Below are 20,191 nucleotides of genomic sequence, written 5' to 3' on the forward strand. Positions count from 1 at the left end.
CAGCGGGCCGCGCTGCATGGCCGTATCCTACCGCGCGATCCGGCAAATGTCGTCGGCGCGCGCAGGCCGTGACGTCGGGTCGAGGCCGGAATCGGCGGTCCTTCACGGAACGCCTCGGCTTGCGGTACATTTCGTTGCCATGGGTTCCCCCTCGCACGAACTGGCGTTCTTCCGGGAGTTTCTGGCCAAGCCGCTCCGGGTCGGCGCGCTGGCGCCGTCCGGCCCGGCGCTTGCCGCGGCCATTGCGGCGAAGATTCCGGCCGGCGCGACCGGTCCGGTGCTGGAGCTCGGCGCGGGTACGGGCGCGGTGACCGCAGCGATCCTCGCACGCGTCCCGGTCGTCGCGGTCGAGGCCGAACCCGGCTTCGCGGCGCTGCTGCGCCGCCGTTTTCCGCAGTCCGTTATCCTGCAAGGCAACGCATTCGCCTTTGAGGACCTTCTCGTGTCGGCCGGCATCGCGGATCGGTTCGCGGCGATCGTCTGCGGCCTGCCGGTCATCGGCCATCCCGCCGCGCAGCGCCTCGGGCTTCTTCGCATGGCGCTGGCGCGCCTGAAGCCCGGCGCGCCCTTCATCCAGTTCTGCTATGCGTCCTGGCCGCCCTATCCGGCGGAGCCCGGCGTGACGGTGTGCCATGCCGAGACGTTCTGGCGAAACTTTCCGCCCATGCACATTTGGACGTACGCGCGGAATCCCTGACGATCCGGCCATCCCGTGACCGATCCGTCACCGAATCTTCACCGAGGTCGTACGTTTGTGCGAGCCGTCCTGCCGGAACACGCCTATAATTGCGGGTGAGGTGCTGGGCTTCGACCATGCCCGACTACACGATCCGCTATCTGCGCTCCGACGGCGCGGTCTCGATGTACTACCGGCCGAACTGCTTCAGCGACGCCGATGCGTCGCGCCAGGCGGCGAACCAGATGCGTCCCGAATTCGCCACGGCCGAAGTCTGGAAGGATCTCGATTGCCTCATGGTCATCACGACGTTGCGCGCGTCCGAACGGCGCGAATCCGGTCCCGCGGCGCGCCCGCCCCAGGCCGCCTGAGGCCGGTGCATTGGCCAAAATGCGGCCGCGCCGCTAAGAAAGACCGGCTACCTCCAGCGCGTTCGAGCCGTGATCGCCAGAAAATCCAAAGCGCCGCAGCCGGCGCGCGCCGGGGCCGAAGCCAGGGGCCGGCGCTCGACGATCAACGACATCGCGCGCCTCGCCAATGTCTCGAAGAAGACCGTCTCGCGCGTCATCAACGACTCGCCCTTCGTCAAGGCGCAGACCCGCGAGAGGGTGCGCGAGATCATCGGCCAGATCGGCTTCACGCCCGATCCGCAGGCGCGCGGTCTGGCCTTCCGCCGCGCCTTCCTGATCGGCATGATCTATGACAGCCCCAGTCCGCAATATGTCGTGAACATGCAGCAGGGCGTGCTCGACGCCCTGCGCGGCAGCAGCTTCGAGCTGGTCATCCGTCCCAGCGACCGCGCCGCGCCGGCCTTCCTTGACGACATCCGCCACTTCGTCGAGCGCCAAAAGCTGTTCGGCGTCGTCCTGCCGCCCTCGATGTCGGAGGACGAGCGCCTGATCCGCCTGCTCGACGAGCTCGATTGTCCCTATGTGCGCATCGCTCCGCTGTCGCTCGGCCCTGCCGAGACGATGGTGGTCACGCATGACTATGTCGGCGGTTCCGCCGCGGCGCGCTATCTCGCCGATCTCGGCCACACCCGCATCGCGCATATCTCCGGACCCTCGGGCTTACGCTCCGCGCATGAGCGCCGCCGCGGCTTCCGTGACGGCCTTGAGGAGAAGGGCTTGAAGCTCCTGCCGAAATTCGACCGCGAGGCGGGCTATACCTTCGACAGCGGTTACGCGGCGGCCAAGGCGCTGCTCGCCGGCGAGGGACGGCCCACCGCGATTTTCGCCGGCAATGACGAGATGGCGCTCGGCGTCTACAACGCGGCGCGCGAGGCCGGGCTCGACATTCCCAAGGACCTCTCGGTCGTCGGTTTCGACGACACCCCGATGGCGGCGCAGGTGTGGCCCGCGCTCACGACGATCAAGCTTCCGATCCGCGACATGGGGCGGATGGCGGCCGAGAAGCTGCTCGCCTTGCCGAAGGCGCGTAAGGAACCGGCGGACGTCACGGACGTCGTACCCACGCTGGTCGTGCGCGACTCGGCGGCGCGCCCGACGGGCGCGCCGTGAGCGCGAGCCCGTTCGCGGCTGGCGCGCTGAAAGACGCGGGCGCGCAGTAGGCAGGGGGCCGGACTTGTGTTACCGCGGCGCCGATGACAGCGCTGCCAAGGCCAACAAATGGATCGTGTTAGCAAGGATCGCCGGTTGCCGGATGCGCTCGCCAATTACGGGCTCGTCGCCGACATAGGCGGGACGAATATCCGGTTCGGCGTGGTCGACCTGGCCGCGGATGTCCTGGTCCTGGCACCGGCGTCCTTTCCCGCCGTCGGACAGGCCGGCGTCGTCGAGGCGGCGCGGGCTTATCTCGCATCGCTGGGGCTCGGCACGGCGCCCTCGGCCGCCGTTCTCGCCGTCGCCGGCCCGCCCAGGGACGGCGCGCTCAACCTGACGAATTCGAAGCTGCACATCTCGTCGCGGGAATTGCGCGACGCCCTGGGAATCGGAAGCGTCCGCCTGATCAACGATTTCGAAGCCATCGCATTGTCCGTGCCGCTGCTCGTGCCGGAAGATTGGCGTGCGATCGGCGACGTGCCGGCGCCGCCGCGCCTGGCGCGCGAGACCGTCGCCATCGTCGGTCCCGGCACCGGTTTCGGCGTCGCCGGCTTCGTCCGCGTCGGCGAAACGGCGGTGCCGCTCGCGGGCGAAGGCGGCCATGTCTCCTTCGCGCCGGTCGACGCGCTGGAGGTGCAGATCCTTCAAGCGCTGACGAAGCGCTTCGGCCGGGTGTCGGTCGAGCGGCTGCTCTCGGGTCCGGGGCTTCGCAGTCTCCATGCGGCGCTGGCGGGAATCGAAGGCGTGACGGCGCCGGACCTCTCGCCCGCCGAGATCGCGGAGCAGGCCGAAGCGGACCCGACATCGCTCTGCTACCGCGTCTTCGCGCTGTTCTGCGGCGTTCTCGGATCGGTGGCGGGCGATGTCGCGCTGACGCTGGGCGCGCGCGACGGCGTCCTGATCGCCGGCGGCATCATGCCCGCCCATGCGGCTTTCTTCGCACGCAGCGCGTTCCGCGCGCGGTTCGAAGCCAAGGGAAGGTTCGTGGACTACATGAAAGCGATCCCGACCCGCCTCATCGTCCAGACCTGGTCCGGCCTGATCGGCGCCGCCTCGCTGCTGGCCGGGGGCGCTCAGCGCCCCGGCGGCGCCGTCGACTGACGCACGATCAGCTCGTGGTCCAACCGGCGCTCCGGCGGCGCGCCGTCGGTCGGCTTCTGCACCAGGAGCGAGACGGCGGCGGCGGCCATCTCCTTGATCGGCTGGCGGCAGGTCGTCAGCGGCGGCCAGACCATCTGCGCCACGAGGGAATCGTCGAACCCCGCGACCGAAAGCTGCGACGGCAGCTTGAGGTGAAAGCGCTGCGAGGTGGCGAGCACGGCGGCGGCCATGTCGTCGTTGCTGGCGAAGATCGCGGTCGGCCGGTTCTTCAGCGACAGCAATATCTCTCCGGCCTCCAGGCCGGACTGATAGGAGAAATAGCCCTGCGCGCAGAGCTCTTCGGCGAAGGGAATGCCGGCCTGCTTGAGCGCGGCGCGATAGCCCTCGAAACGCGCATGCGCGGCGCTGTGATCGGGATGGCCCTTGATGAAGCCGATGCGGCGATGGCCGAGGCCGATGAGATAGGCGGTCATCTCCCGCGCGGCTGCGTGATCGTCGATGCTGACGCTGGCGCTGTCGGGCAGGGCCTGCCTGGGCGCGATGCGCACGAACCTCACATGCTCGGCCTTCAGCGCCTCCAGCACGGAAGGCGAGTCGCACAAGGGCGGCGTGAGGATCAGCCCGTGCAGCGAGGATTGCACGGCCAGCGCGCGCACCGCCGCGCCGAGATTGGGATCCTGCGCGCTGAGCTGCTCGACGATGAGATGGTAGCCGTCCTCGCGGCAGCGCCGGAGCGCGCCGATCTGCACCGCCGCCATGTAGCTTTCCGACGGGTTGTCGTAGAGCAGGCCGATCAGGAACGACCGCTCGCTGGCCAGGCCGCGGGCGAAGAAATTGGGCCGATAGGACAGCGCGTCCACCGCTTCCATCACCCGCGCCTGGGCCTGCTCGCTGACATTGGGCTGGCGGTTGACGACGCGAGAAACCGTTTTGATCGAGACGCCGGCGCGCCGGGCGACGTCGTAGATGCTGGCGGGCTTGCTGGGCGGAGGCGGGCGCTTGGACTTCATGGGATCGACGGTCCGGTGGACATGGTGCGCGCAGGGCCTTCGCGGACGTTTCGTCGGCGCGGCACCTTAGGGGGCGATGCGCTCGGGGTGAAGCACTGCGGACGGCCGGAGGTTGACAACGCTGTCAAGGAACGTCGGAATCCGTCCATGCGGCGCCGCGGCCGGATAAGAGATAGGAACGGCGTTGCCGAACGGGAGGACGTGTTGAACACCGGACAAATGCTTGCCCTGGCGGTCGCCGGCTTCACGCTGGGTGCCTGCGTCAGCGCTCCCGAACCGCAGGCGCCCTCCGTCCCGGGCATGGTCCATCCCGAGATCTGGCCGAAGCTCGCGTCTCCCGTGGCGGACGATCCGGCGATCGACGCGCGCGTCGCCGATCTGCTGTCGAAAATGACGGTCGAGGACAAGGTCGGACAGACGATCCAGGCGGACGTCGCCTCGGTCTCGCCCGGAGACGTGCGGACCTACCGGCTGGGCTCGGTGCTCGACGGCGGCAATTCCGGCCCCGGCGGCAACGATCGCGCGCCGGCGGCGGACTGGCTGAAGGCGGCCGATGCCTTCTACGACGCCTCGCTCGACGCGCCGGCGGGTCACGTCGCGATCCCGGTGATCTGGGGCTCGGACTCCGTCCACGGCAACTCCAACATCATCGGCGCCACGATCTTTCCGCACAATGTCGGCCTGGGCGCGGCGAACGATCCCGACCTGTTGCGCAGGATCGGCGAGATCACCGCGATCGAGACGCGGGTCGTCGGCCAGGACTGGACCTTCGCGCCCACCGTCGCGGTGGTGCAGGACGTGCGCTGGGGCCGCTCCTATGAAAGCTATTCGGAGAACCCCGACATCGTGCGCGCCTATGCCGGCGCGATGGTCGAAGGCATCCAGGGCGTGCCGGGCACGCCCGGTTTCTTGCGCGGCGGCCACATCGTCGCGACCATCAAGCATTTCCTCGGCGACGGCGGCACCGACAAGGGGCGCGACCAGGGCGACAATCTCGCCAGCGAGGAAGACCTGCGCGACATCCATTCCGCCGGCTACCAGTCGGGCATCGCGGCCGGGGCGCAGGCGGTGATGGCGTCCTATTCGAGCTGGCACGGCAACAAGATGCACGGCGACCGCGCCCTCTTGAACGACGTGCTGATCGACCGCTTCGGCTTCAACGGCTTCGTCGTCAGCGACTGGAACGCGCACGGCCAGCTCCCGGGCTGCAGCACGACCGATTGCCCCGCCGCTCTCGCCGCCGGCATCGACATGGTGATGGCGCCCGACAGCTGGAAGGGCCTCTACCAGCACACCCTGGCCGAGGTGAACGCCGGAACGATCCCGATGGCGCGGCTCGACGAGGCGGTGGCGCGCATCCTACGCGTAAAACTGCGCGCCGGCCTGTTCGACGCGGGCAAACCGTCGGGCCGGCCCTATGGCGGCAAATGGGACGAACTCGGCTCGCCCGAGCACCGCGCCGTCGCGCGCCAGGCGGTGCGGGAATCGCTGGTGCTGCTCAAGAACGAGCACGGCCTCTTGCCGCTCAGCGCGAAGCTGAACGTGCTGGTCGCGGGCGACGGCGCCGACGACATGGGCAAGCAGACCGGCGGCTGGACGATCTCCTGGCAGGGCACCGGCAATTCCCGCGCCGACTTCCCGCGCGCCCAGACGATCTTCGAAGGCATCGCCGAACAGGTGCGCGCCGGCGGCGGCACGGCCGTGCTCGCGCGCGATGGCGGCTTTGCCACGAAACCGGACGTCGCCATCGTGGTGTTCGGCGAAGATCCGTACGCGGAGTTCATGGGCGACCGCGACAACCTCGCCTTCCAGCCGGGCGATCCGCGCGACCTGCGCCTGATCCGCGACCTGCGCGCCAAGGGGATCCCGGTCGTCGCGATCTTCCTGTCGGGCCGGCCGCTCTACGTCACGCGCGAGATCAACGCCGCAGACGCCTTCGTCGCGGCATGGCTGCCGGGCACCGAAGGCGGCGGAGTCGCCGATCTCCTGTTCCGGGCGGCGGACGGCACGCCGGCCTATGATTTTCGCGGAAAGCTGTCCTTCTCCTGGCCGCGCGCGCCCGATCAGGTGCCGCTGCATCGGCCCGGCCCGAACGCGACGGCGGCGGAGCGCGCCGCCTACAATCCGCTCTTCGCCTTCGGCTACGGCCTGGACTACGCGCATCCGCGCGATCTCGGCGTCCTGCCCGAAGCGCCGGGCGGCGACGCCATCGCCGCCAATGTCGACCGCTATCTCGACAGCGGCCACGCCGCGCCGCCCTGGTCGCTGGCGATCGTCGGCGGCGACGGCGCGTCCGCGCCGGTGCTTCGCCTGCCGGCGAACACGCCGGCGCTCATGCTTGCGAGCACCGACCATCTCAAGCAGGAGGACACGCTCTCGGCGACATGGACCGGAAGCGGCTCCGCCGCGCTCGCGCTTTTGGGCACGCCGGTCGACCTGTCGCGGCAGACCAATGGCGACATGGCGCTGCGGCTCGGACTGCGGATCGACGAAGCGCCCGCGGGACAGGTGACGCTCGAAGCCCGCTGCGGAAAATCTTGCCACGGAACGGTCGATCTGACCGGAGCCTTGCGCGCGGCGCTGGGCAAGGGCTGGACGACGATCGACGTCCGGCTGTCCTGCTTCAAGCAGGGCGGCGCGGACATGAGCGCGATCTCCGCGCCCTTCGTGCTGACCAGCGCGAGCCGCTTTGCGCTCAGTCTTTCCACGGTCGCGCTCGTGCCGGGCGAAGGCCCGCCGAGTTGCCCCGCCGCGCCGCAATCCTAGAGTCGAACGATATCCGTCGCGCGCCATGCGCCGCCCGCAAGGCGCGGCGCATCGCGCGGCACGGTCGAACTCTGCGCGAGGAGGCGCCCTTCCAAAACCATGGTCGTGTCACCGGCCGCGCGGTCTTTGCCGCGCACTGACGACCAATCATGGTGCGCCGCAAAATGATGCATCTTGGTCACAAGTTTCGCTTTCTCGTATCGAAGTGTAATTTTTGATAGCGCTGTCAATACGACTCTGGTAGCGTTACCTTCGTGATCGGCAATGGGGCGGGGGCGATCGGGCTTCCTCTCCACAGCCTCAAAGTTGCGTAAGAACAAGATTAAGGCGCGCTCTTCGAAGTCCTCTGATGGGGACGGCAAGAAGAGGACGGCGACTAAGGGCGGAGAAAGCACGGCAGATATTTTCGCAAAGCACTTCCTATACGCAAAACGCCGCGGCGATTCCGCGCTTTTGCTTGTGCGGGACTGCTGAGCGCGAACAGAACGTCAGGACTGCCACGCGCTCGCGGGCCGGGGCAACGATAGGGAGGGAATCGTGTCACATCTCAGGAACAGGTCGACATTCCATGCACTTTTGCTGAGCAGCGTGTCCGCGCTGGCGATCGGCGCCGTAACCATACCGGCCCTCGCGGCCGACGCCGACGAGGGCGTCGAGACGGTGATCGTCACCGGCCTGCGCGCTTCGCTGCAGCGCGACCTCGATATCAAGCGCGATTCGAACGGCCTGATCGATGCGATCACGGCCGAGGACATCGGCAAATTCCCCGACGTGAACCTCGCCGACGCGATGATGCGCATTCCGGGCGTCACGGTGACCCGCAGCGTGAGCTCCTCGACGAGCACCGGCGCCACGTCGTCCACCGGCGAGGCGACCGCGATCACGGTGCGCGGCTTCGGCCCGTCCTTCAACACGACGCTGTTCGACGGCCGCCAGGTTCCGAGCGCCGTCGGCAACACCCAGGGCAACCAGGTCGGCGACCGCGCCTTCGATTTCAGCTCGGTCAACTCCGATTTCGTCAGCCAGATCGACGTCCTGAAATCGCCGGACGCGACGCTGTCGTCCGGCGCGATCGGCGCGACCATCAACATCCACTTCCCCAAGCCTTTCGACCATTCGGGCCTGGTGATCGCCGGCTCGGCCTCGGGCACCGTTTCGCCGGAGCGCGGCAAGGTTACGCCGAACGGCGACGTGCTGTTCAGCGACACCTTCGCCAACGACACGTTCGGCATCCTGTTGGCCGGATCCTATTCCGACACCGAGACGCGGCAGAACCACATCAACATCCAGGCCTGGAACGGCTTCACGACCGGGCCGGCGGACAACCAGATCCATGCCGCCCAATATGCGGGAACGCCGCCGCCGGACGGCAGCCCCAACTTCTTCATCCAGGACTACGGCATCTATCATGAGCTCACCAATGTCGAGCGTATGCAGGGCCGCTTGGTGTTGCAGTGGCGCCCGACCGACGCGATCGAGATCACGCTGAACGACAATTTCGCGCGCGAGCACGAACACCAGAATCAGTACGGCTTCAGCGTGTGGTTCAACCAGGGCAGCCTGCAGAACATCAAGCTCGACTCGAACGGCACGGCCATCAGCTACGACCAGCCGAACACACCGACCGACTTCCAGGGGCAGATCAACGGCGAAGTGCTGCAGCACAACGACTTCGGCGCCAATGTGAAGTGGGACATCAGCGACAAGTTCAAGCTCACGCTCGACGCCGATCATGCCGAAGGCTGGCTGAACCCCGGCCATCAGTACGGCGAAATCGACGTCGACGTCGGCTATGGCGGACCGTTCTCCACCGATCTGGGCATCGTGGTGCCGGCGGGCCATGGGTTGCCCTATCCGACCACTTTCGGTCCGGCCGGCAACGCGTCTCAGTTCATCAACAACGGCATCATCGGCTCGCACGTCGTGCCGATCGGCACCAATGTGAACCTGGACACGATCAACCAGGCGAAGTTCGTCGGCGACTGGACCGAGAGCAATCTCGACCTGCAGTTCGGCTTCCAATATCTCGCCGAGCATAAGAACGAGGCCGCGTTCGACACTTTCGAGAACAACAATTGGCAGGCCTATTCCGGCTACGGCCCGGCGTCGGGCTCGGCCTCTGGCGTCGTCCTGCCGCAGAGCTTCTTCACCAACTCGTTCAGCACGGCGGGGTTCATCAACGGCTGGAGCGGCGCCAACAACCTCCCGCCGGCGGTTCTGGCCTTCAATCCGTATACGGTGGTCAACTACCTGCAGGGTCTCCATGGCGTGGGCGCGGGCGATTGCTGCGCGCCGCCGCCGAACGAGGTCGGTCGTCCCTTCGACGGCACCTATCGGTTAGCGTTCAACCCCGGTTCGTTCCACCAGCTGGGCGAGACCACCTATTCCGGCTTCGTGATGGCGACCTTCAAGGCCGACATCGCGCACATGCCGTTGAAGATCAACGTGGGCAGCCGCTACGAGCTTACCGACGTGAACGTGATCGGTATCGGGCGCGCGCCGCTCGCCCCGAACGGGTTCACCATCCAGGCCGGCGATCCGACGGCCTACGACGTCCACTATTCCGCGGCCGGCAATGTCGTGGGCACGCACAGCTACCAGTATCTGCTCCCCAATCTCGACATGGATCTGGCTGTCACGGACGATCTGGACATCCGCTTCGATGCGTCGCGCACACTGACGCGTCCGGCGATCAGCCAGCTCAATCCGTCGTTCAGCATCGGCGCGTCGCGTGTCGGCAACGTCACCGCCAATGGCGGCAATCCGGACCTGCAGCCCTTCCTGTCCGACAATGTGGATTTGAGCGCGCAGTGGTACTATCAGCCGAACTCCTATCTGTCTGTCGATACCTTCGTGAAGTCGGTGAGCAACTTCGTCGTCACCGGTTCGACCCAGCAGGTGTTCACGGGCGCCGGTCCCGGCGGGACGAATATTCCGTATACGTTGACGTTGCCTGTCAACGGCCCGTCGGCGAATGTCTACGGCCTTGAGCTTTCGCTGCAGCATGTGTTCGACGATACGGGCTTCGGCTTCCAGGCGAACGGAACCGTCGTCGGCAGCGACAAGCCGTTCAATCCCGATCCGTTCGGCTTCGGCAGCTTCGCCATCACGGGCCTCGCGGATTCGGCGAACTTGGTCGGCTTCTACGACAAGGACGGCTTCCAGGCCCGTCTCGCGATCAACTGGCAGGACAGCTACCTCAACGGCTTCGGCCAGTTGCAGAACGGTTCGACCTTCGGAACCGAGCCGACCTTCGTGAACACGAACTGGAACATGGACTTCAGCACCAGCTACGACGTCACCGAGCAGTTCACGGTCTATTTCGAGGCGATGAACCTGACCGACGCGACCTACAGCACCCATGGCCGCTACTCGAACCAGGTTCTCGATGTGGTGGATTACGGCCGCAGGTTCATCGCCGGCGTGCACTTCAAGCTTTGATCCTTTGACCTGACGAAAAGGGGCCGCCAAGCCAAAGCTTGGCGGCCCCTTCATTTGCGCGATAGGATGCGTTCGATGCAGTCGAGACCGGATTAGACGATGGTGCGGCCGATCCAGAACATCGTCATCGTCGGCGGCGGAACGGCGGGCTGGCTCGCCGCAGGCGTCATCGCCGCGCGCCACCAGGGGCGGATGAAGACCGGCTTCACGGTGACGCTGGTCGAATCGCCGAACATCGGCATCATCGGCGTCGGCGAGGGCACCTGGCCGACGATGCGCTCCACGCTGGAGAAGATCGGCGTGTCGGAGACCGCGTTCTTCCGCGAATGCGATACGGCGTTCAAGCAGGGCGCCAGCTTCGCCCGCTGGACCACCGGCGCCGCGAACGACGCCTACTACCATCCGCTGATGCTGCCGCAGGGTTTCACGCAGCTCAATCTCGTGCCGCACTGGCTGCGCAGTGGCCGCGGCCGGTCCTTCTGCGACGCGGTGTGCCCGCAAGGCCAGCTCTGCGACGACGGCCTGGCGCCCAAGATGATCACCACGCCGGAATACCAGGCGGTCGCGAACTACGCCTATCACCTCGACGCCGGCAAATTCGCGCCCTTCCTGCAGCGGCACTGCACCGAAAAGCTCGGTGTGCGCCATGTGCAGGCCGACGTCCTGACGGTCAACCGCGCCGAGAACGGCGACATCGCGAGCCTGACGACCAGGCAGGCCGGCGACATCCCGGGCGATCTGTTCGTCGATTGCAGCGGCTTCTCCGCCCTCCTGCTCGGCAAGACGCTCGGCGTTCCCTTCAAGGATTGCAGCGACGTACTGTTCTGCGACACCGCGCTCGCCGTCCAGGTGCCCTATGAGACGCCCGACGCGCCGATGGCCTCGCACACGATCTCCACCGCGCAGAAGGCCGGCTGGATCTGGGACATTGGCCTGCCGACGCGGCGCGGCATCGGCTATGTCTATTCCAGCCGCCACAGCAGCGAGGAGGCGGCGCAGGAAGAGCTGGCGCGCTATGTCGGGCCCGCCATCAAGGGCCTCTCCGTGCGCAAGATCCCGATCCGCTCGGGCCATCGCGAGACCTTCTGGAAGAACAACTGCGTCGCGGTCGGCCTGGCCGCCGGCTTCCTCGAGCCGCTGGAGGCCTCCGCCATCGTGCTGGTCGAGCTCTCGGCGAAGCTGATCGCCGAGCAGATGCCGGCCAACCGCGAGGTCATGGACATCGTCGCCGCCCGCTTCAACGACGTCACGTCCTATCGCTGGGGCCGCATCGTCGATTTCCTCAAGCTGCATTATGTGCTCACCAAGCGCACCGACAGCCGGTTCTGGATCGACAATGTCGATCCCGTCTCGGTGCCTGACCGGCTCAAGAATCTGCTGTTGCTGTGGAAATACCGCTCGCCCTGGTTCTTCGACGAGTTCGACCGCCTGGAAGAGGTGTTCCCGGCGGCGAGCTATCAATATGTCCTCTATGGGATGGGCTTCCGCAGCGAGGTCGATCCGTCCGACAGCGACGGCACCGACGCGATCGCGGCCCGGCTTGTCGAGGAGAACGCGGCGGTGACGCGGCGCATGCGGTCCCAGCTGCCCAAGAACCGGGACCTGATCCGCAAGATTCACGACTTCGGATTGCAGCCCATCTGAGGCGGAGCGCGGCAGTGACCAACATCGTCGTCCTGAACAGCCAGACCCATCGCCATTTGCGCGTGCAGGCCGGCGCGTCGGCCGAGCTCGGCGACAACCAGCGCTTCGTCCATGTCGCGATCTCGGAGTTTCCCGCCCTCGTCGTCCATTATCCGATCTTCTTCGCCAAGGATTCCGAGACCGGCGCGTTCTTCGCCGGCGCCATGCTCGGCTTCGGCGAGAACCTGTTCCTGAGCGCGGACGGCAAGGGGCAGGACGCCTATCGTCCGCTCAATCTCCAGCGCCAGCCCTTCTTCGTCGCCGGCAGCGATCTGGCGATCGACCTCGACAGCCCGCGCGTCGGCCGGGGCGAGGCCCTGTTCCAGGAGAGCGGCGAGCCGACGCCCTATCTGCAGACCATCGTCGCGGCCTTCCGCGAGCTGCGGCCCGGCTTCGAGATGACCAAGGTCTTCATCGACACCCTGCTGAAGCTGAAGCTGATCGAACCCATCACCGTCGACCTGGGCTTCGACGACGGCTCGCGGCTCAAGCTGATCGACCTCTACACGATCGACCGCAACACGCTCCAGGCCCTGCCGGATGCCACGGTGCTCGACCTGTTCCGGCGCGGCTATCTGCATCTGATCTATCTGATGATCGCGTCGCTGAAGCAGATTCCGGTCCTGGCGCAGAAGAAGAACCGGCGGCTGCACGAAAGCGCCGGCTGATGCCGGGGCGCGTCCGCGAGATCGCCGGAGCGCAGATCGCGGGCCCCGATCAATTCCTCCGCGACATCGCCGAACCCTGCGAACCGGTCGTCCTTCGTGGGCTCGTTGCGGGCTGGCCCGCCGTCGCCGCCGCGGCGCGCTCGCCGCGGACGTTCCGCGACTATGTCGCCGCCTTCGATGCCGGACGCGAAGCCCAGGCCTTCCTCGGCGAACCGCGCATCGCCGGCAAATACTACTACAGCGACGATCTGGCGGGATTCAATTTCGCGCGCCGGCAGATGGCCTTCCTGGCCGCGCTCGACACGATCCTCGAAAATCTGGACCGCGCGGGATCGGCATCGGTCTATATCGGCTCGCTTCCCGTCGACGATTACCTGCCGGGCTTTGCCGCGCAGAATGCCCTGCCGTTTTTGAACCCCACGATTGCTGCGCGCATCTGGCTCGGCCACGCCTCGAACGTGTCGGCGCATTACGACACGCTGGACAACATCGCCTGCGTCGTCGCCGGCGCGCGGCGCTTCACGCTCTACGCGCCGGGGCTGACGGGAAAGCTCTATGTCGGGCCCATCGACCACACCATGGCGGGCCAGCCCGTGAGCCTCGCCGCCTCCGCCCCGCCGGACGACGCCCGCTATCCCCTGTTCGCAGAGGTGCGCGACCGCGCGCTGGTCGCCGAGCTGCAGCCGGGCGACGCGCTCTATCTGCCCAAGCTCTGGTGGCACCAGGTCGAGGCGACGGCGCCGTTCAATGCGCTGGTGAACTACTGGTGGGACGGTTTCAGCGCCGGCCCGGACGCGCCCTATACCGGCCTTCTGCTGGCGATGATCGCCATCGCCGAACGCCCGCCGGCGGAGCGCGCGGCCTGGCGGGCCTTCTTCGATCACTATGTCTTCCGCCCCGAGGGCCACCCGCTGGCGCATCTGCCCGCCGACCGGCACGGCATCCTCGGCCCGCTCAAGGACAATTACGGAAGACTGCGCCTGCGCATCATGCAGATGCTGCGCGGCGGCTGATCGGGTGCGGAATTGGGCGCCCCTTGAAAGTCGGTGCCCATAAGCCTACGTACACCCCGGCACTTGGCCCTGCGGATTCGTTCCGTGTGGCGCAGAGAAAGCGCCCGGCTCAGGCAGTGCCTGCGCCATCCACCCAAGACCGCGACAGTTCCGGCCCAAAGCCCGCATTGCCGGCGGTCGTCAAAAGCGAACACAAGATGAAATCCACCAGACGGCCGCAAAAGGCCTTTGCCGCGGGCCAGCGTCAGCGAAACGACCAGCAACGGCCGGCAACGAATTTTCAAAGATCGGACAACGACCAGGAACACTGGAAGCGGCGCCAGCAGCACTATCTGACCCTCGCCGAAAGCGCGGGCAGCGCCGACCGGGTCGACCGGGAAAACTATTGGCAGCATGCCGAGCACTTTCACCGCCTGATCGCCGCGGCGGCCCAATCGCGCGGCCAGGCAAATAGCGACGCGGCCGTGCCGCCTACTCCTTAACCCGGCCGGCGTCATATTCGCCCGCGCGCCCGTGGCGCCGACGACATGGCGTCCCGATCGCCTGGAATCCGAGGAACAAGATGACCTATGAAATGTCCGACGACTCGACGGAAGCGAAGGCGTCGCCCGGCGCCATCGGGCCCGTCTCGCGCAGCGAGCAGGCGGTTCTGGACGAACTCGTCGAAGTGCTGTCCACCCGTCCGGGCGGATTGCGCCGCTGGTCGGTGATGCGGGCCATTCGCGCCAGCCGGTCCCGGCGCGGGCAGGACATTCCGCAGAAATTCGAAGACGAGGTGGAACGGGCGTTCCGCCGCCATTGCGCCGACGCCGCCGAAACGCGTTCGGCGCCGCCGGGCCGCGTGCTGTTCTATCGCCCCAAGGAAACCGCCGGCGAAGTCTGGGCGCTGCTTCAGGCCGCGCCGGTGACATAGCCGAACACCGTGCGCATCGGCGCGCACCATACCGGCAGGCGGGCGAGGCCTTCGAGAATGTCGCGATGCACCGCAATGTTGGTGTCGCCGGCGGCTTTGCGGCGATCCACCACCTCGTGGAAGACGAGGACGGCCCAGTGCCCGTCCCTCATGGCCTTCCGGACATAGCGCAGCGCCATCTCGCGGTTGTCGACGTCGTAGGTCGGCTCATAGCCGTTCAGGAAATAGCGCTGCCGCATCACGTTGCGCGGGTCGTTGGGCGGCCCGCTCACGGTCCGCGCCGCCAGGAAGTTGGGCTTGAGCGCGTCGACATATTCGCCCACCCGCGCCACATTCGTGCCCCGTCCGAGGCCTTCATAGCCGCACGGATAGGCATAGCTTCGCGGCTTGGCGCCTTCGAAATGGCTGTCGAAATAGCGCTCCGTCGGCGCGATCTGTTCGCGCACGAACCGCTCGGTCGAATAATCCTTCAGCATGCACGGATGCGTCAGCGTGTGGTTGCCGATCTCGTGGCCCTTGCGGGACAGGGCGGCCCAGTCGTCCACGCGCGCCTCGATATTCGCCACCGTCAGGAAGAACGTCGCCTTGAAGCCGAGGTCGTCCAGCAGCGGCACCGCGTTCCGGAGTTGGCTGTCATAGCCGTCGTCATAGGTCAGGCTGACGGCCGCCTGCGCGCCCCCCGGCCAGCCGAAGCGCGCGCTGGCGGGCGCGGCGAAGGTGCTGGCGACCGCGGCGCCGATGCCGACCGTCACGCCCCGGCGCGTCAGCATGGGGCGGCCGCCTTGGAAGGAGCTCCGCAAAGGCGTCGTCGGCTCATATCGCCTTCGTCTTGGCGTCTCGGGCCCTGCGGCTCTTCCTGGCCGGGCGTTCGCCGAGCAGACGGTCGAACTCCTTCTTGGACACGCCATAGCATTCGCAGGACCGCCGCTCGAGAGCGCGCCGGTCGATGATCGTGACGTTGCCGCGCGTATAGCGGATGATTCCGGCCCGCTGCAGTGCGCTCGCCGCCGCCGTCACCCCGGTGCGCTGCACGCCCAGCATCATCGCGAGGAATTCCTGGGTGAGCAGGAACTCGTCGGAATGCATCCGGTCATGCGTCATCAGCAGCCAGCGGCTGCAGCGCTGTTCCAGCGAATGGAAGTGATTGCAGGCCGCGGACTGCGCGACCTGGTTGAAGAAGGCGTGCGCATAGTGGCCCATCACGGTGCGCAGCGAGGCGCTCTTCGCCAGCGCTTTCGCGAACAGGTCGGATTTGATCCGCAGGCCCGATCCGGGCACCTGGACATAGACGCTGGTCGGCGAGCGGTCGTCGCCCAGGAGCAGCGGCAGCCCCACCAGGCCTTCATTGCCGATGGTCCCGACTTCCGCCGCCTCGCCGTTGCGCATCGTGTTCACCAGCGAACCGACGCCGCTTTCGATGAAATAGACGTATTCGATGGCCTTGTTCGCGCGGTAGAGCGATTGCCGGTAGGCGAGCGCGATCGGCTTCAGATGCCGTCGCAGGCTGGCATAGTCGCGCGGCGGTAGCAGCGCGAGCAGGCGGTTCACGGGGGTGTCGCCGAGCTGGCGCACAGTGCTTCTGCTCAAACCGAGCTTCGACAGCGGTATTTCCTCGCTTGTGGCGATTTTGGGCTCCAGCGCGCCGACGGCGCCGCTCGCGCAAAACGCTGCGCCTTTGCGAGGCCCGGGGCAAGGATAATGTCCGAAAGCCGACATTTCGGTGCCTTGCTCTATATCGGAACGCGCCGCGCGCGTGATAGTCTCGGCTATCGCCAGCGACGAAACCGGCTGCTGGCGGCTGAGAGACATCAAGGGCCGCGACTTCGTCGGCCCGCGCTCCCGACCAGCGGAATGCGATTGATGCCCGGCGTTCCCTCCGCGGGTCGAATAGATGCAGGCGAGTCGCGCCCGGGTGCGCGGTCTCTGCGTTCCTACTCACGGGTCCGTGACGTCGAATGACGCGGATCGCCCACCCGCGGGCAAAAAATCGACCGTCCGATGCACGACATAAGGAGTTCGCCATGAAGCACATCGTTTTGCCGGCCCTGTCGCTGGTCCTGCTGGCCGCGATGCCGGCCCAGGCACGAATTCCGGCGCATTCTCTTTTGCAGATTGCCCAGAACGATCCCGATCGAGCGCGTCGCGGCGGCCTTCGGCCCTCTCCCGCCGTCGCTCCGGCCGCACCGGTAGACCACGCGCCGGCGCCCCCCGCCCGCGCGCGGACCGGTGGACATCCCGCAGGCGCCGCGCCGACGATCGACAGAACCGCCGGCGGGCTCCTGATCGGCGGCCAGGGCAACCGGCCGGCCGCGCATACGCCCGCGCCGCGCACGCCCGCCGCACGCACGCCTGCTGCACGTACGCCTGCTGCACGTACGCCTGCTGCACGTACGCCCGCTGCACGTACGCCTGCTGCACGTACGCCTGCTGCGCGCACACCGGCGACACGCACACCGGCCGGACGTACGCCGGGCGGCGGCGCGCATGGCGCGACGAACGGCGGTGGCCATGGCGGTGCCACCGTGTTCGGCACGCGGCCTTCGAACTGGAATCAATATCCCCGCACCTTCAATCGCGGGACCTATCAGCGCAATCTGACGGCGCCGCGCCAGTTTCACTGGCAGACCTACAACCGGCCGAGCGGCTGGTACTACCGTCGCTGGGTCTTCGGCCAGGTCTTCCCGACGATCTTCCGCGCCCAGAACTACTGGCTGACCGATTATTGGATGTTCAACCTGCCGGTGCCGCCCTACGGCTATGTATGGGTGCGCTACGACGACGATGCCGTGCTGATCGACAAGCAGACCGGCGTGGTCCTTCAGGTCGTCTACGGATTGTTCGACTGACGTACCGGCCGCCGCGTGCTCCGGCGACAGCCGGACACGCGGCGGCGCCGCATCACCAGAGCCTTGCACCGTCGTTTCACAAAGGAGAGAGACATGAAAATCCTGATCGCTTCCATTTTTGCACTGGGCCTGCTCGGCGCGACCGCCGCGACGCCCGCGACCGCCGCGGTCGGCGTCGGAGTCCATATCGGCGGCGTCGGCGCCGGCGTCCATCTCGGCATCGGCGATCGCAATCGCCACCGCTATCACAGCCGTCGGCACTGCGTCAGTTGGGGCTATAGGCACCATCAGCGCTATTGCCGCCGCTGGAGCCGGTAGCCCGCGCCTTTGCGGAAGCGCCGGGCGCCAATGCCCGGCCTTTCCGCGCCCCATCGACCGCACATGAAGGAGAACTCCCATGGGACTCATACTGCTTATCGTCGTGCTGGTGCTGCTGTTCGGCGGCGGCGGCTACTACGGCTACAACCGCTTTGGCGGCGCCGGTCTCGGCGGCGCGCTCGGCACGCTGCTGATCGTCCTGCTGATCCTCTGGCTGCTTGGCGTACTGCCCGGCTTGCGCGTCTAGCCGGCCGCTTCCGCTGCCGCGCCGGATCGGCCGCGAAGATATTTCCCAAGATCGATGCGCGCGGGCGGCGCGGTCCTGCGAGTTCCCGGCGTGGCGGCCGGGATAAGGCTCTCTTCGGCGCTTTATCGCGGCCGCGCGCCAAGCCGGGCGCATCGACGCTATGTCCGGTGCCGGACATTGTCCTCGACATCGTCCGGTGCGAAGCGTAAAGTGATGATGAGTTGTGACGCTGCCATGGGCGGGCGTCCGCTCTCGATGTCGCTTCTTTTCGAAAATCTGCGCGCTGCTGGCGCCGATCGCCCACGCTCCGGAATTGTTTCCCGGGGGAGGTACGTCGTGCCCAGGCGAGAGACGTGTCTTTGTCGGTGCCCGAAGGCGGGTCGGCGAACGCGATGTCGCATGCCGATGGGTCTAAGTCCGGTTTCCGACCTTGTTGACCGGCATCAATCCCGCGCGGCGGCCCGGGCCGCAATCTGCGGCATCGATTGAAGCGGAATTCGAAAACCGAAGGAATACGCAACATGACCGTCGAATCGCTCAAGACCAGTCTGGATCCGCCCTCCGATCCGCAATTCGCCGTGAAGGGAGGGCGCAGCGTCGCGAGCTATGAGCGCGAACTCTATCTGAGCCGGGTCGCGGAGGCGCGGCTGCGCGAGGCGCTCGCCCAGGACGAATTGCTGCTCGGCCAGAAGGACGCGCAGATCCAGCAGCAGCTCCTCCTAAGCAGGGAATCCGACCACAGGCTGCTGAACGATCTTCAGATCATCGTGAGCCTGCTGTCGCTGCAAAGCCGGTCGGCGGGCAACGCCGAAACCGCCGGCCAGTTGAAAGTCGCGGCCGACCGCGTCGGCATGATCGTGCGCGTCCATCAGCGATTGCATTCCCACGACGGCGCCCACACCGTCGCCTTCAAGCAATATGTCGAGGAATTGAGCCGCGATTTCTCCGTCATGACGTCGTCCGGCGGAACGGTCGAAGTCATCTTCGACGACGGGAAGGAAGTCGAGTTGCCGGCGGCCATCGGCATTCCCCTCGGTTTCATCGTCAGCGAACTTCTCACCAATGCCGCCAAGCACGGCAAGGGCCGCGTCGCGCTCAGATTCTCCGCAAAAGCCGAAGGCGGCTACATGCTGTCGGTGTCCAATGACGGCGTGCCCCTGGCCGAGGATTTCGATCCGACCGCCGGCAGGGGGCTCGGCATGAAGATCGTCAAGTCGTTCGTCGATCGGATCGGCGGCGAACTGCGCTTCGGGCGCGGCGACGGCAACCAGGGCGCTCGCTTCACGGTGGCGTTCTCCTGAGCAGAACGTCATCTTCCTCGTGCCGCTCGGACGGATGTGATCGAGCTATGCTCCGCCTATCGTCGCGGCAGGCGCTCGCGAAACAGCAGCCATAGCAGCCGCCAGTTCGGCCGGCGGGCCGCGGCCTCCAGGACTTCGCCGCGCGACGGCTTGCCCGCGGACGCCGGCAGCACCGCCTTCGCGACACGCTTTAAGGCCGCTGGCAGGCGGCGGCGCATGTCAGGCGAAAGGATCATGCTGCGGCTGTCGGCAAATCGAAATCGTGACGATCGAGGAAGAGCCCATCGTCGCATCCTTTGAAGCAAAGGTCGGAAGGAACGCCTCCGATGGACAACGTCATCAAACTTGCTTGGTTGCGTCGTCCGCCGGACGCCTCCGGTATCCGTTCCGGAATGCGCAGGCGAGGCGGCCCGCGCGATCTGCGTCGCTACGCGGCATGGCTTTGCACCCGCCGAAAGAGCGATGTTTTCGAGCGGGTTGTCCGCTGCGAGGAAGGCTCAAAAGAACTCCAAAATCAGCAGAATTTGCCAATCATCGCGCCGGGGATAAGCGGCAGGCTCAGGCTGGGCTACGGTTGAAAAGTGATGCGGGTCGCTACAACCTTGCGCGGCAATTCGGCCGCCTTATTCTCTTATTTTTGCGAACG

General features: G+C 66.7%; 21 protein-coding genes. 16 read left to right on the forward strand and 5 right to left on the reverse strand.

Annotated features, from left to right (window positions below; all coding sequences use genetic code 11):
• Positions 1-139 precede the first annotated feature (139 nt).
• The 4 genes from WDN01_22285 to glk all read left to right on the forward strand — a co-directional run bounded on the left by WDN01_22285 (position 140) and on the right by glk (position 3,339).
• Positions 140-697 (forward strand): hypothetical protein, encoded by a 558-nt coding sequence (locus tag WDN01_22285; GenBank protein ID MEJ0028765.1) that lies wholly within the window; start codon positions 140-142, stop codon positions 695-697.
• A 116-nt stretch (positions 698-813) separates the two neighbouring features.
• The gene (locus WDN01_22290; protein MEJ0028766.1) at positions 814-1,047 is read left to right on the forward strand and encodes a hypothetical protein; all 234 of its coding nucleotides are present in this window, start codon (positions 814-816) and stop codon (positions 1,045-1,047) included.
• Positions 1,048-1,116: 69 nt separating this feature from the next.
• Positions 1,117-2,196, forward strand: coding sequence for a LacI family DNA-binding transcriptional regulator (locus tag WDN01_22295; GenBank protein ID MEJ0028767.1), 1,080 nt, complete (start codon positions 1,117-1,119; stop codon positions 2,194-2,196).
• Between the two features lie 108 nt (positions 2,197-2,304).
• The gene (glk, locus tag WDN01_22300) at positions 2,305-3,339 is read left to right on the forward strand and encodes a glucokinase (GenBank protein ID MEJ0028768.1); all 1,035 of its coding nucleotides are present in this window, start codon (positions 2,305-2,307) and stop codon (positions 3,337-3,339) included.
• Here glk and WDN01_22305 read toward each other — a convergent pair.
• A complete protein-coding gene (locus WDN01_22305; GenBank protein ID MEJ0028769.1) occupies positions 3,312-4,349 on the reverse strand; it encodes a LacI family DNA-binding transcriptional regulator in 1,038 nt (345 codons plus the stop codon). The genes glk and WDN01_22305 overlap by 28 nt on opposite strands.
• 204 nt (positions 4,350-4,553) lie before the next feature.
• Here WDN01_22305 and WDN01_22310 point away from each other — a divergent pair, with 204 nt between their 5' ends.
• Entirely contained in the window at positions 4,554-7,115 is a 2,562-nt protein-coding gene (locus tag WDN01_22310) for an exo 1,3/1,4-beta-D-glucan glucohydrolase (protein MEJ0028770.1), read from the forward strand.
• Here WDN01_22310 and WDN01_22315 read toward each other — a convergent pair.
• Complete coding sequence (locus tag WDN01_22315) at positions 7,112-7,297, reverse strand: hypothetical protein (protein MEJ0028771.1); 186 nt, start codon at positions 7,295-7,297, stop codon at positions 7,112-7,114. The two genes, WDN01_22310 and WDN01_22315, sit on opposite strands and share 4 nt — an antisense overlap.
• Before the next feature lie 355 nt (positions 7,298-7,652).
• Here WDN01_22315 and WDN01_22320 point away from each other — a divergent pair, with 355 nt between their 5' ends.
• From WDN01_22320 to WDN01_22345, 6 genes are all read left to right on the forward strand, one after another.
• Complete coding sequence (locus tag WDN01_22320) at positions 7,653-10,556, forward strand: TonB-dependent receptor (protein MEJ0028772.1); 2,904 nt, start codon at positions 7,653-7,655, stop codon at positions 10,554-10,556.
• A 99-nt stretch (positions 10,557-10,655) separates the two neighbouring features.
• A complete protein-coding gene (locus WDN01_22325) occupies positions 10,656-12,200 on the forward strand; it encodes a tryptophan halogenase family protein (GenBank protein ID MEJ0028773.1) in 1,545 nt (514 codons plus the stop codon).
• 14 nt (positions 12,201-12,214) lie between these two features.
• A complete protein-coding gene (locus WDN01_22330; protein MEJ0028774.1) occupies positions 12,215-12,907 on the forward strand; it encodes a SapC family protein in 693 nt (230 codons plus the stop codon).
• On the forward strand, positions 12,907-13,920 hold the full coding sequence (locus WDN01_22335; protein ID MEJ0028775.1) for a cupin-like domain-containing protein: 1,014 nt from the start codon (positions 12,907-12,909) through the stop codon (positions 13,918-13,920). The genes WDN01_22330 and WDN01_22335 overlap by 1 nt, the downstream gene beginning before the upstream one ends.
• A gap of 167 nt (positions 13,921-14,087) precedes the next feature.
• Complete coding sequence (locus WDN01_22340; GenBank protein ID MEJ0028776.1) at positions 14,088-14,402, forward strand: DUF4167 domain-containing protein; 315 nt, start codon at positions 14,088-14,090, stop codon at positions 14,400-14,402.
• Positions 14,403-14,482: 80 nt separating this feature from the next.
• A complete protein-coding gene (locus tag WDN01_22345) occupies positions 14,483-14,833 on the forward strand; it encodes a hypothetical protein (GenBank protein ID MEJ0028777.1) in 351 nt (116 codons plus the stop codon).
• Here the strand turns inward: WDN01_22345 and WDN01_22350 are convergent.
• Positions 14,812-15,603 (reverse strand): polysaccharide deacetylase family protein, encoded by a 792-nt coding sequence (locus tag WDN01_22350; protein ID MEJ0028778.1) that lies wholly within the window; start codon positions 15,601-15,603, stop codon positions 14,812-14,814. The genes WDN01_22345 and WDN01_22350 overlap by 22 nt on opposite strands.
• A 43-nt stretch (positions 15,604-15,646) precedes the next feature.
• Positions 15,647-16,420: a Crp/Fnr family transcriptional regulator gene (locus WDN01_22355; GenBank protein ID MEJ0028779.1), complete on the reverse strand. Its 774-nt coding sequence runs from the start codon at positions 16,418-16,420 to the stop codon at positions 15,647-15,649.
• A gap of 434 nt (positions 16,421-16,854) precedes the next feature.
• Here WDN01_22355 and WDN01_22360 point away from each other — a divergent pair, with 434 nt between their 5' ends.
• The 4 genes from WDN01_22360 (at position 16,855) to WDN01_22375 (ending at position 19,545) form a co-directional block, all read left to right on the forward strand.
• A complete protein-coding gene (locus WDN01_22360; protein ID MEJ0028780.1) occupies positions 16,855-17,679 on the forward strand; it encodes an RcnB family protein in 825 nt (274 codons plus the stop codon).
• A 93-nt stretch (positions 17,680-17,772) separates the two neighbouring features.
• Positions 17,773-17,997, forward strand: coding sequence for a hypothetical protein (locus tag WDN01_22365; GenBank protein ID MEJ0028781.1), 225 nt, complete (start codon positions 17,773-17,775; stop codon positions 17,995-17,997).
• A gap of 79 nt (positions 17,998-18,076) precedes the next feature.
• Complete coding sequence (locus WDN01_22370; GenBank protein ID MEJ0028782.1) at positions 18,077-18,244, forward strand: DUF3309 family protein; 168 nt, start codon at positions 18,077-18,079, stop codon at positions 18,242-18,244.
• Positions 18,245-18,765: 521 nt separating this feature from the next.
• The gene (locus WDN01_22375) at positions 18,766-19,545 is read left to right on the forward strand and encodes a sensor histidine kinase (protein ID MEJ0028783.1); all 780 of its coding nucleotides are present in this window, start codon (positions 18,766-18,768) and stop codon (positions 19,543-19,545) included.
• 56 nt (positions 19,546-19,601) lie between these two features.
• Here WDN01_22375 and WDN01_22380 read toward each other — a convergent pair whose 3' ends face one another.
• Positions 19,602-19,781 (reverse strand): hypothetical protein, encoded by a 180-nt coding sequence (locus WDN01_22380; protein ID MEJ0028784.1) that lies wholly within the window; start codon positions 19,779-19,781, stop codon positions 19,602-19,604.
• A gap of 90 nt (positions 19,782-19,871) precedes the next feature.
• Here WDN01_22380 and WDN01_22385 point away from each other — a divergent pair, with 90 nt between their 5' ends.
• The gene (locus WDN01_22385) at positions 19,872-20,123 is read left to right on the forward strand and encodes a hypothetical protein (GenBank protein ID MEJ0028785.1); all 252 of its coding nucleotides are present in this window, start codon (positions 19,872-19,874) and stop codon (positions 20,121-20,123) included.
• Positions 20,124-20,191: the final 68 nt, after the last annotated feature.

The organism is Rhizomicrobium sp., assembly GCA_037200985.1.
Classification (GTDB): domain Bacteria; phylum Pseudomonadota; class Alphaproteobacteria; order Micropepsales; family Micropepsaceae; genus Rhizomicrobium.

What these genes read in the sequence shown, in the direction of transcription:
- WDN01_22370 (MEJ0028782.1), top strand. Translation starts at nt 18,077, where the DNA reads ATGGGACTCATACTGCTTATCGTCGTGCTGGTGCTGCTGTTCGGCGGC.
- WDN01_22335 (MEJ0028775.1), top strand. Translation starts at nt 12,907, where the DNA reads ATGCCGGGGCGCGTCCGCGAGATCGCCGGAGCGCAGATCGCGGGCCCC.
- WDN01_22375 (MEJ0028783.1), top strand. Translation starts at nt 18,766, where the DNA reads ATGACCGTCGAATCGCTCAAGACCAGTCTGGATCCGCCCTCCGATCCG.
- WDN01_22360 (MEJ0028780.1), top strand. Translation starts at nt 16,855, where the DNA reads ATGAAGCACATCGTTTTGCCGGCCCTGTCGCTGGTCCTGCTGGCCGCG.
- WDN01_22325 (MEJ0028773.1), top strand. Translation starts at nt 10,656, where the DNA reads ATGGTGCGGCCGATCCAGAACATCGTCATCGTCGGCGGCGGAACGGCG.
- WDN01_22350 (MEJ0028778.1), bottom strand. Translation starts at nt 15,603, where the DNA reads ATGCTGACGCGCCGGGGCGTGACGGTCGGCATCGGCGCCGCGGTCGCC.
- WDN01_22305 (MEJ0028769.1), bottom strand. Translation starts at nt 4,349, where the DNA reads ATGAAGTCCAAGCGCCCGCCTCCGCCCAGCAAGCCCGCCAGCATCTAC.
- WDN01_22385 (MEJ0028785.1), top strand. Translation starts at nt 19,872, where the DNA reads ATGGACAACGTCATCAAACTTGCTTGGTTGCGTCGTCCGCCGGACGCC.
- glk (MEJ0028768.1), top strand. Translation starts at nt 2,305, where the DNA reads ATGGATCGTGTTAGCAAGGATCGCCGGTTGCCGGATGCGCTCGCCAAT.
- WDN01_22285 (MEJ0028765.1), top strand. Translation starts at nt 140, where the DNA reads ATGGGTTCCCCCTCGCACGAACTGGCGTTCTTCCGGGAGTTTCTGGCC.
- WDN01_22290 (MEJ0028766.1), top strand. Translation starts at nt 814, where the DNA reads ATGCCCGACTACACGATCCGCTATCTGCGCTCCGACGGCGCGGTCTCG.
- WDN01_22365 (MEJ0028781.1), top strand. Translation starts at nt 17,773, where the DNA reads ATGAAAATCCTGATCGCTTCCATTTTTGCACTGGGCCTGCTCGGCGCG.
- WDN01_22345 (MEJ0028777.1), top strand. Translation starts at nt 14,483, where the DNA reads ATGACCTATGAAATGTCCGACGACTCGACGGAAGCGAAGGCGTCGCCC.
- WDN01_22380 (MEJ0028784.1), bottom strand. Translation starts at nt 19,781, where the DNA reads ATGATCCTTTCGCCTGACATGCGCCGCCGCCTGCCAGCGGCCTTAAAG.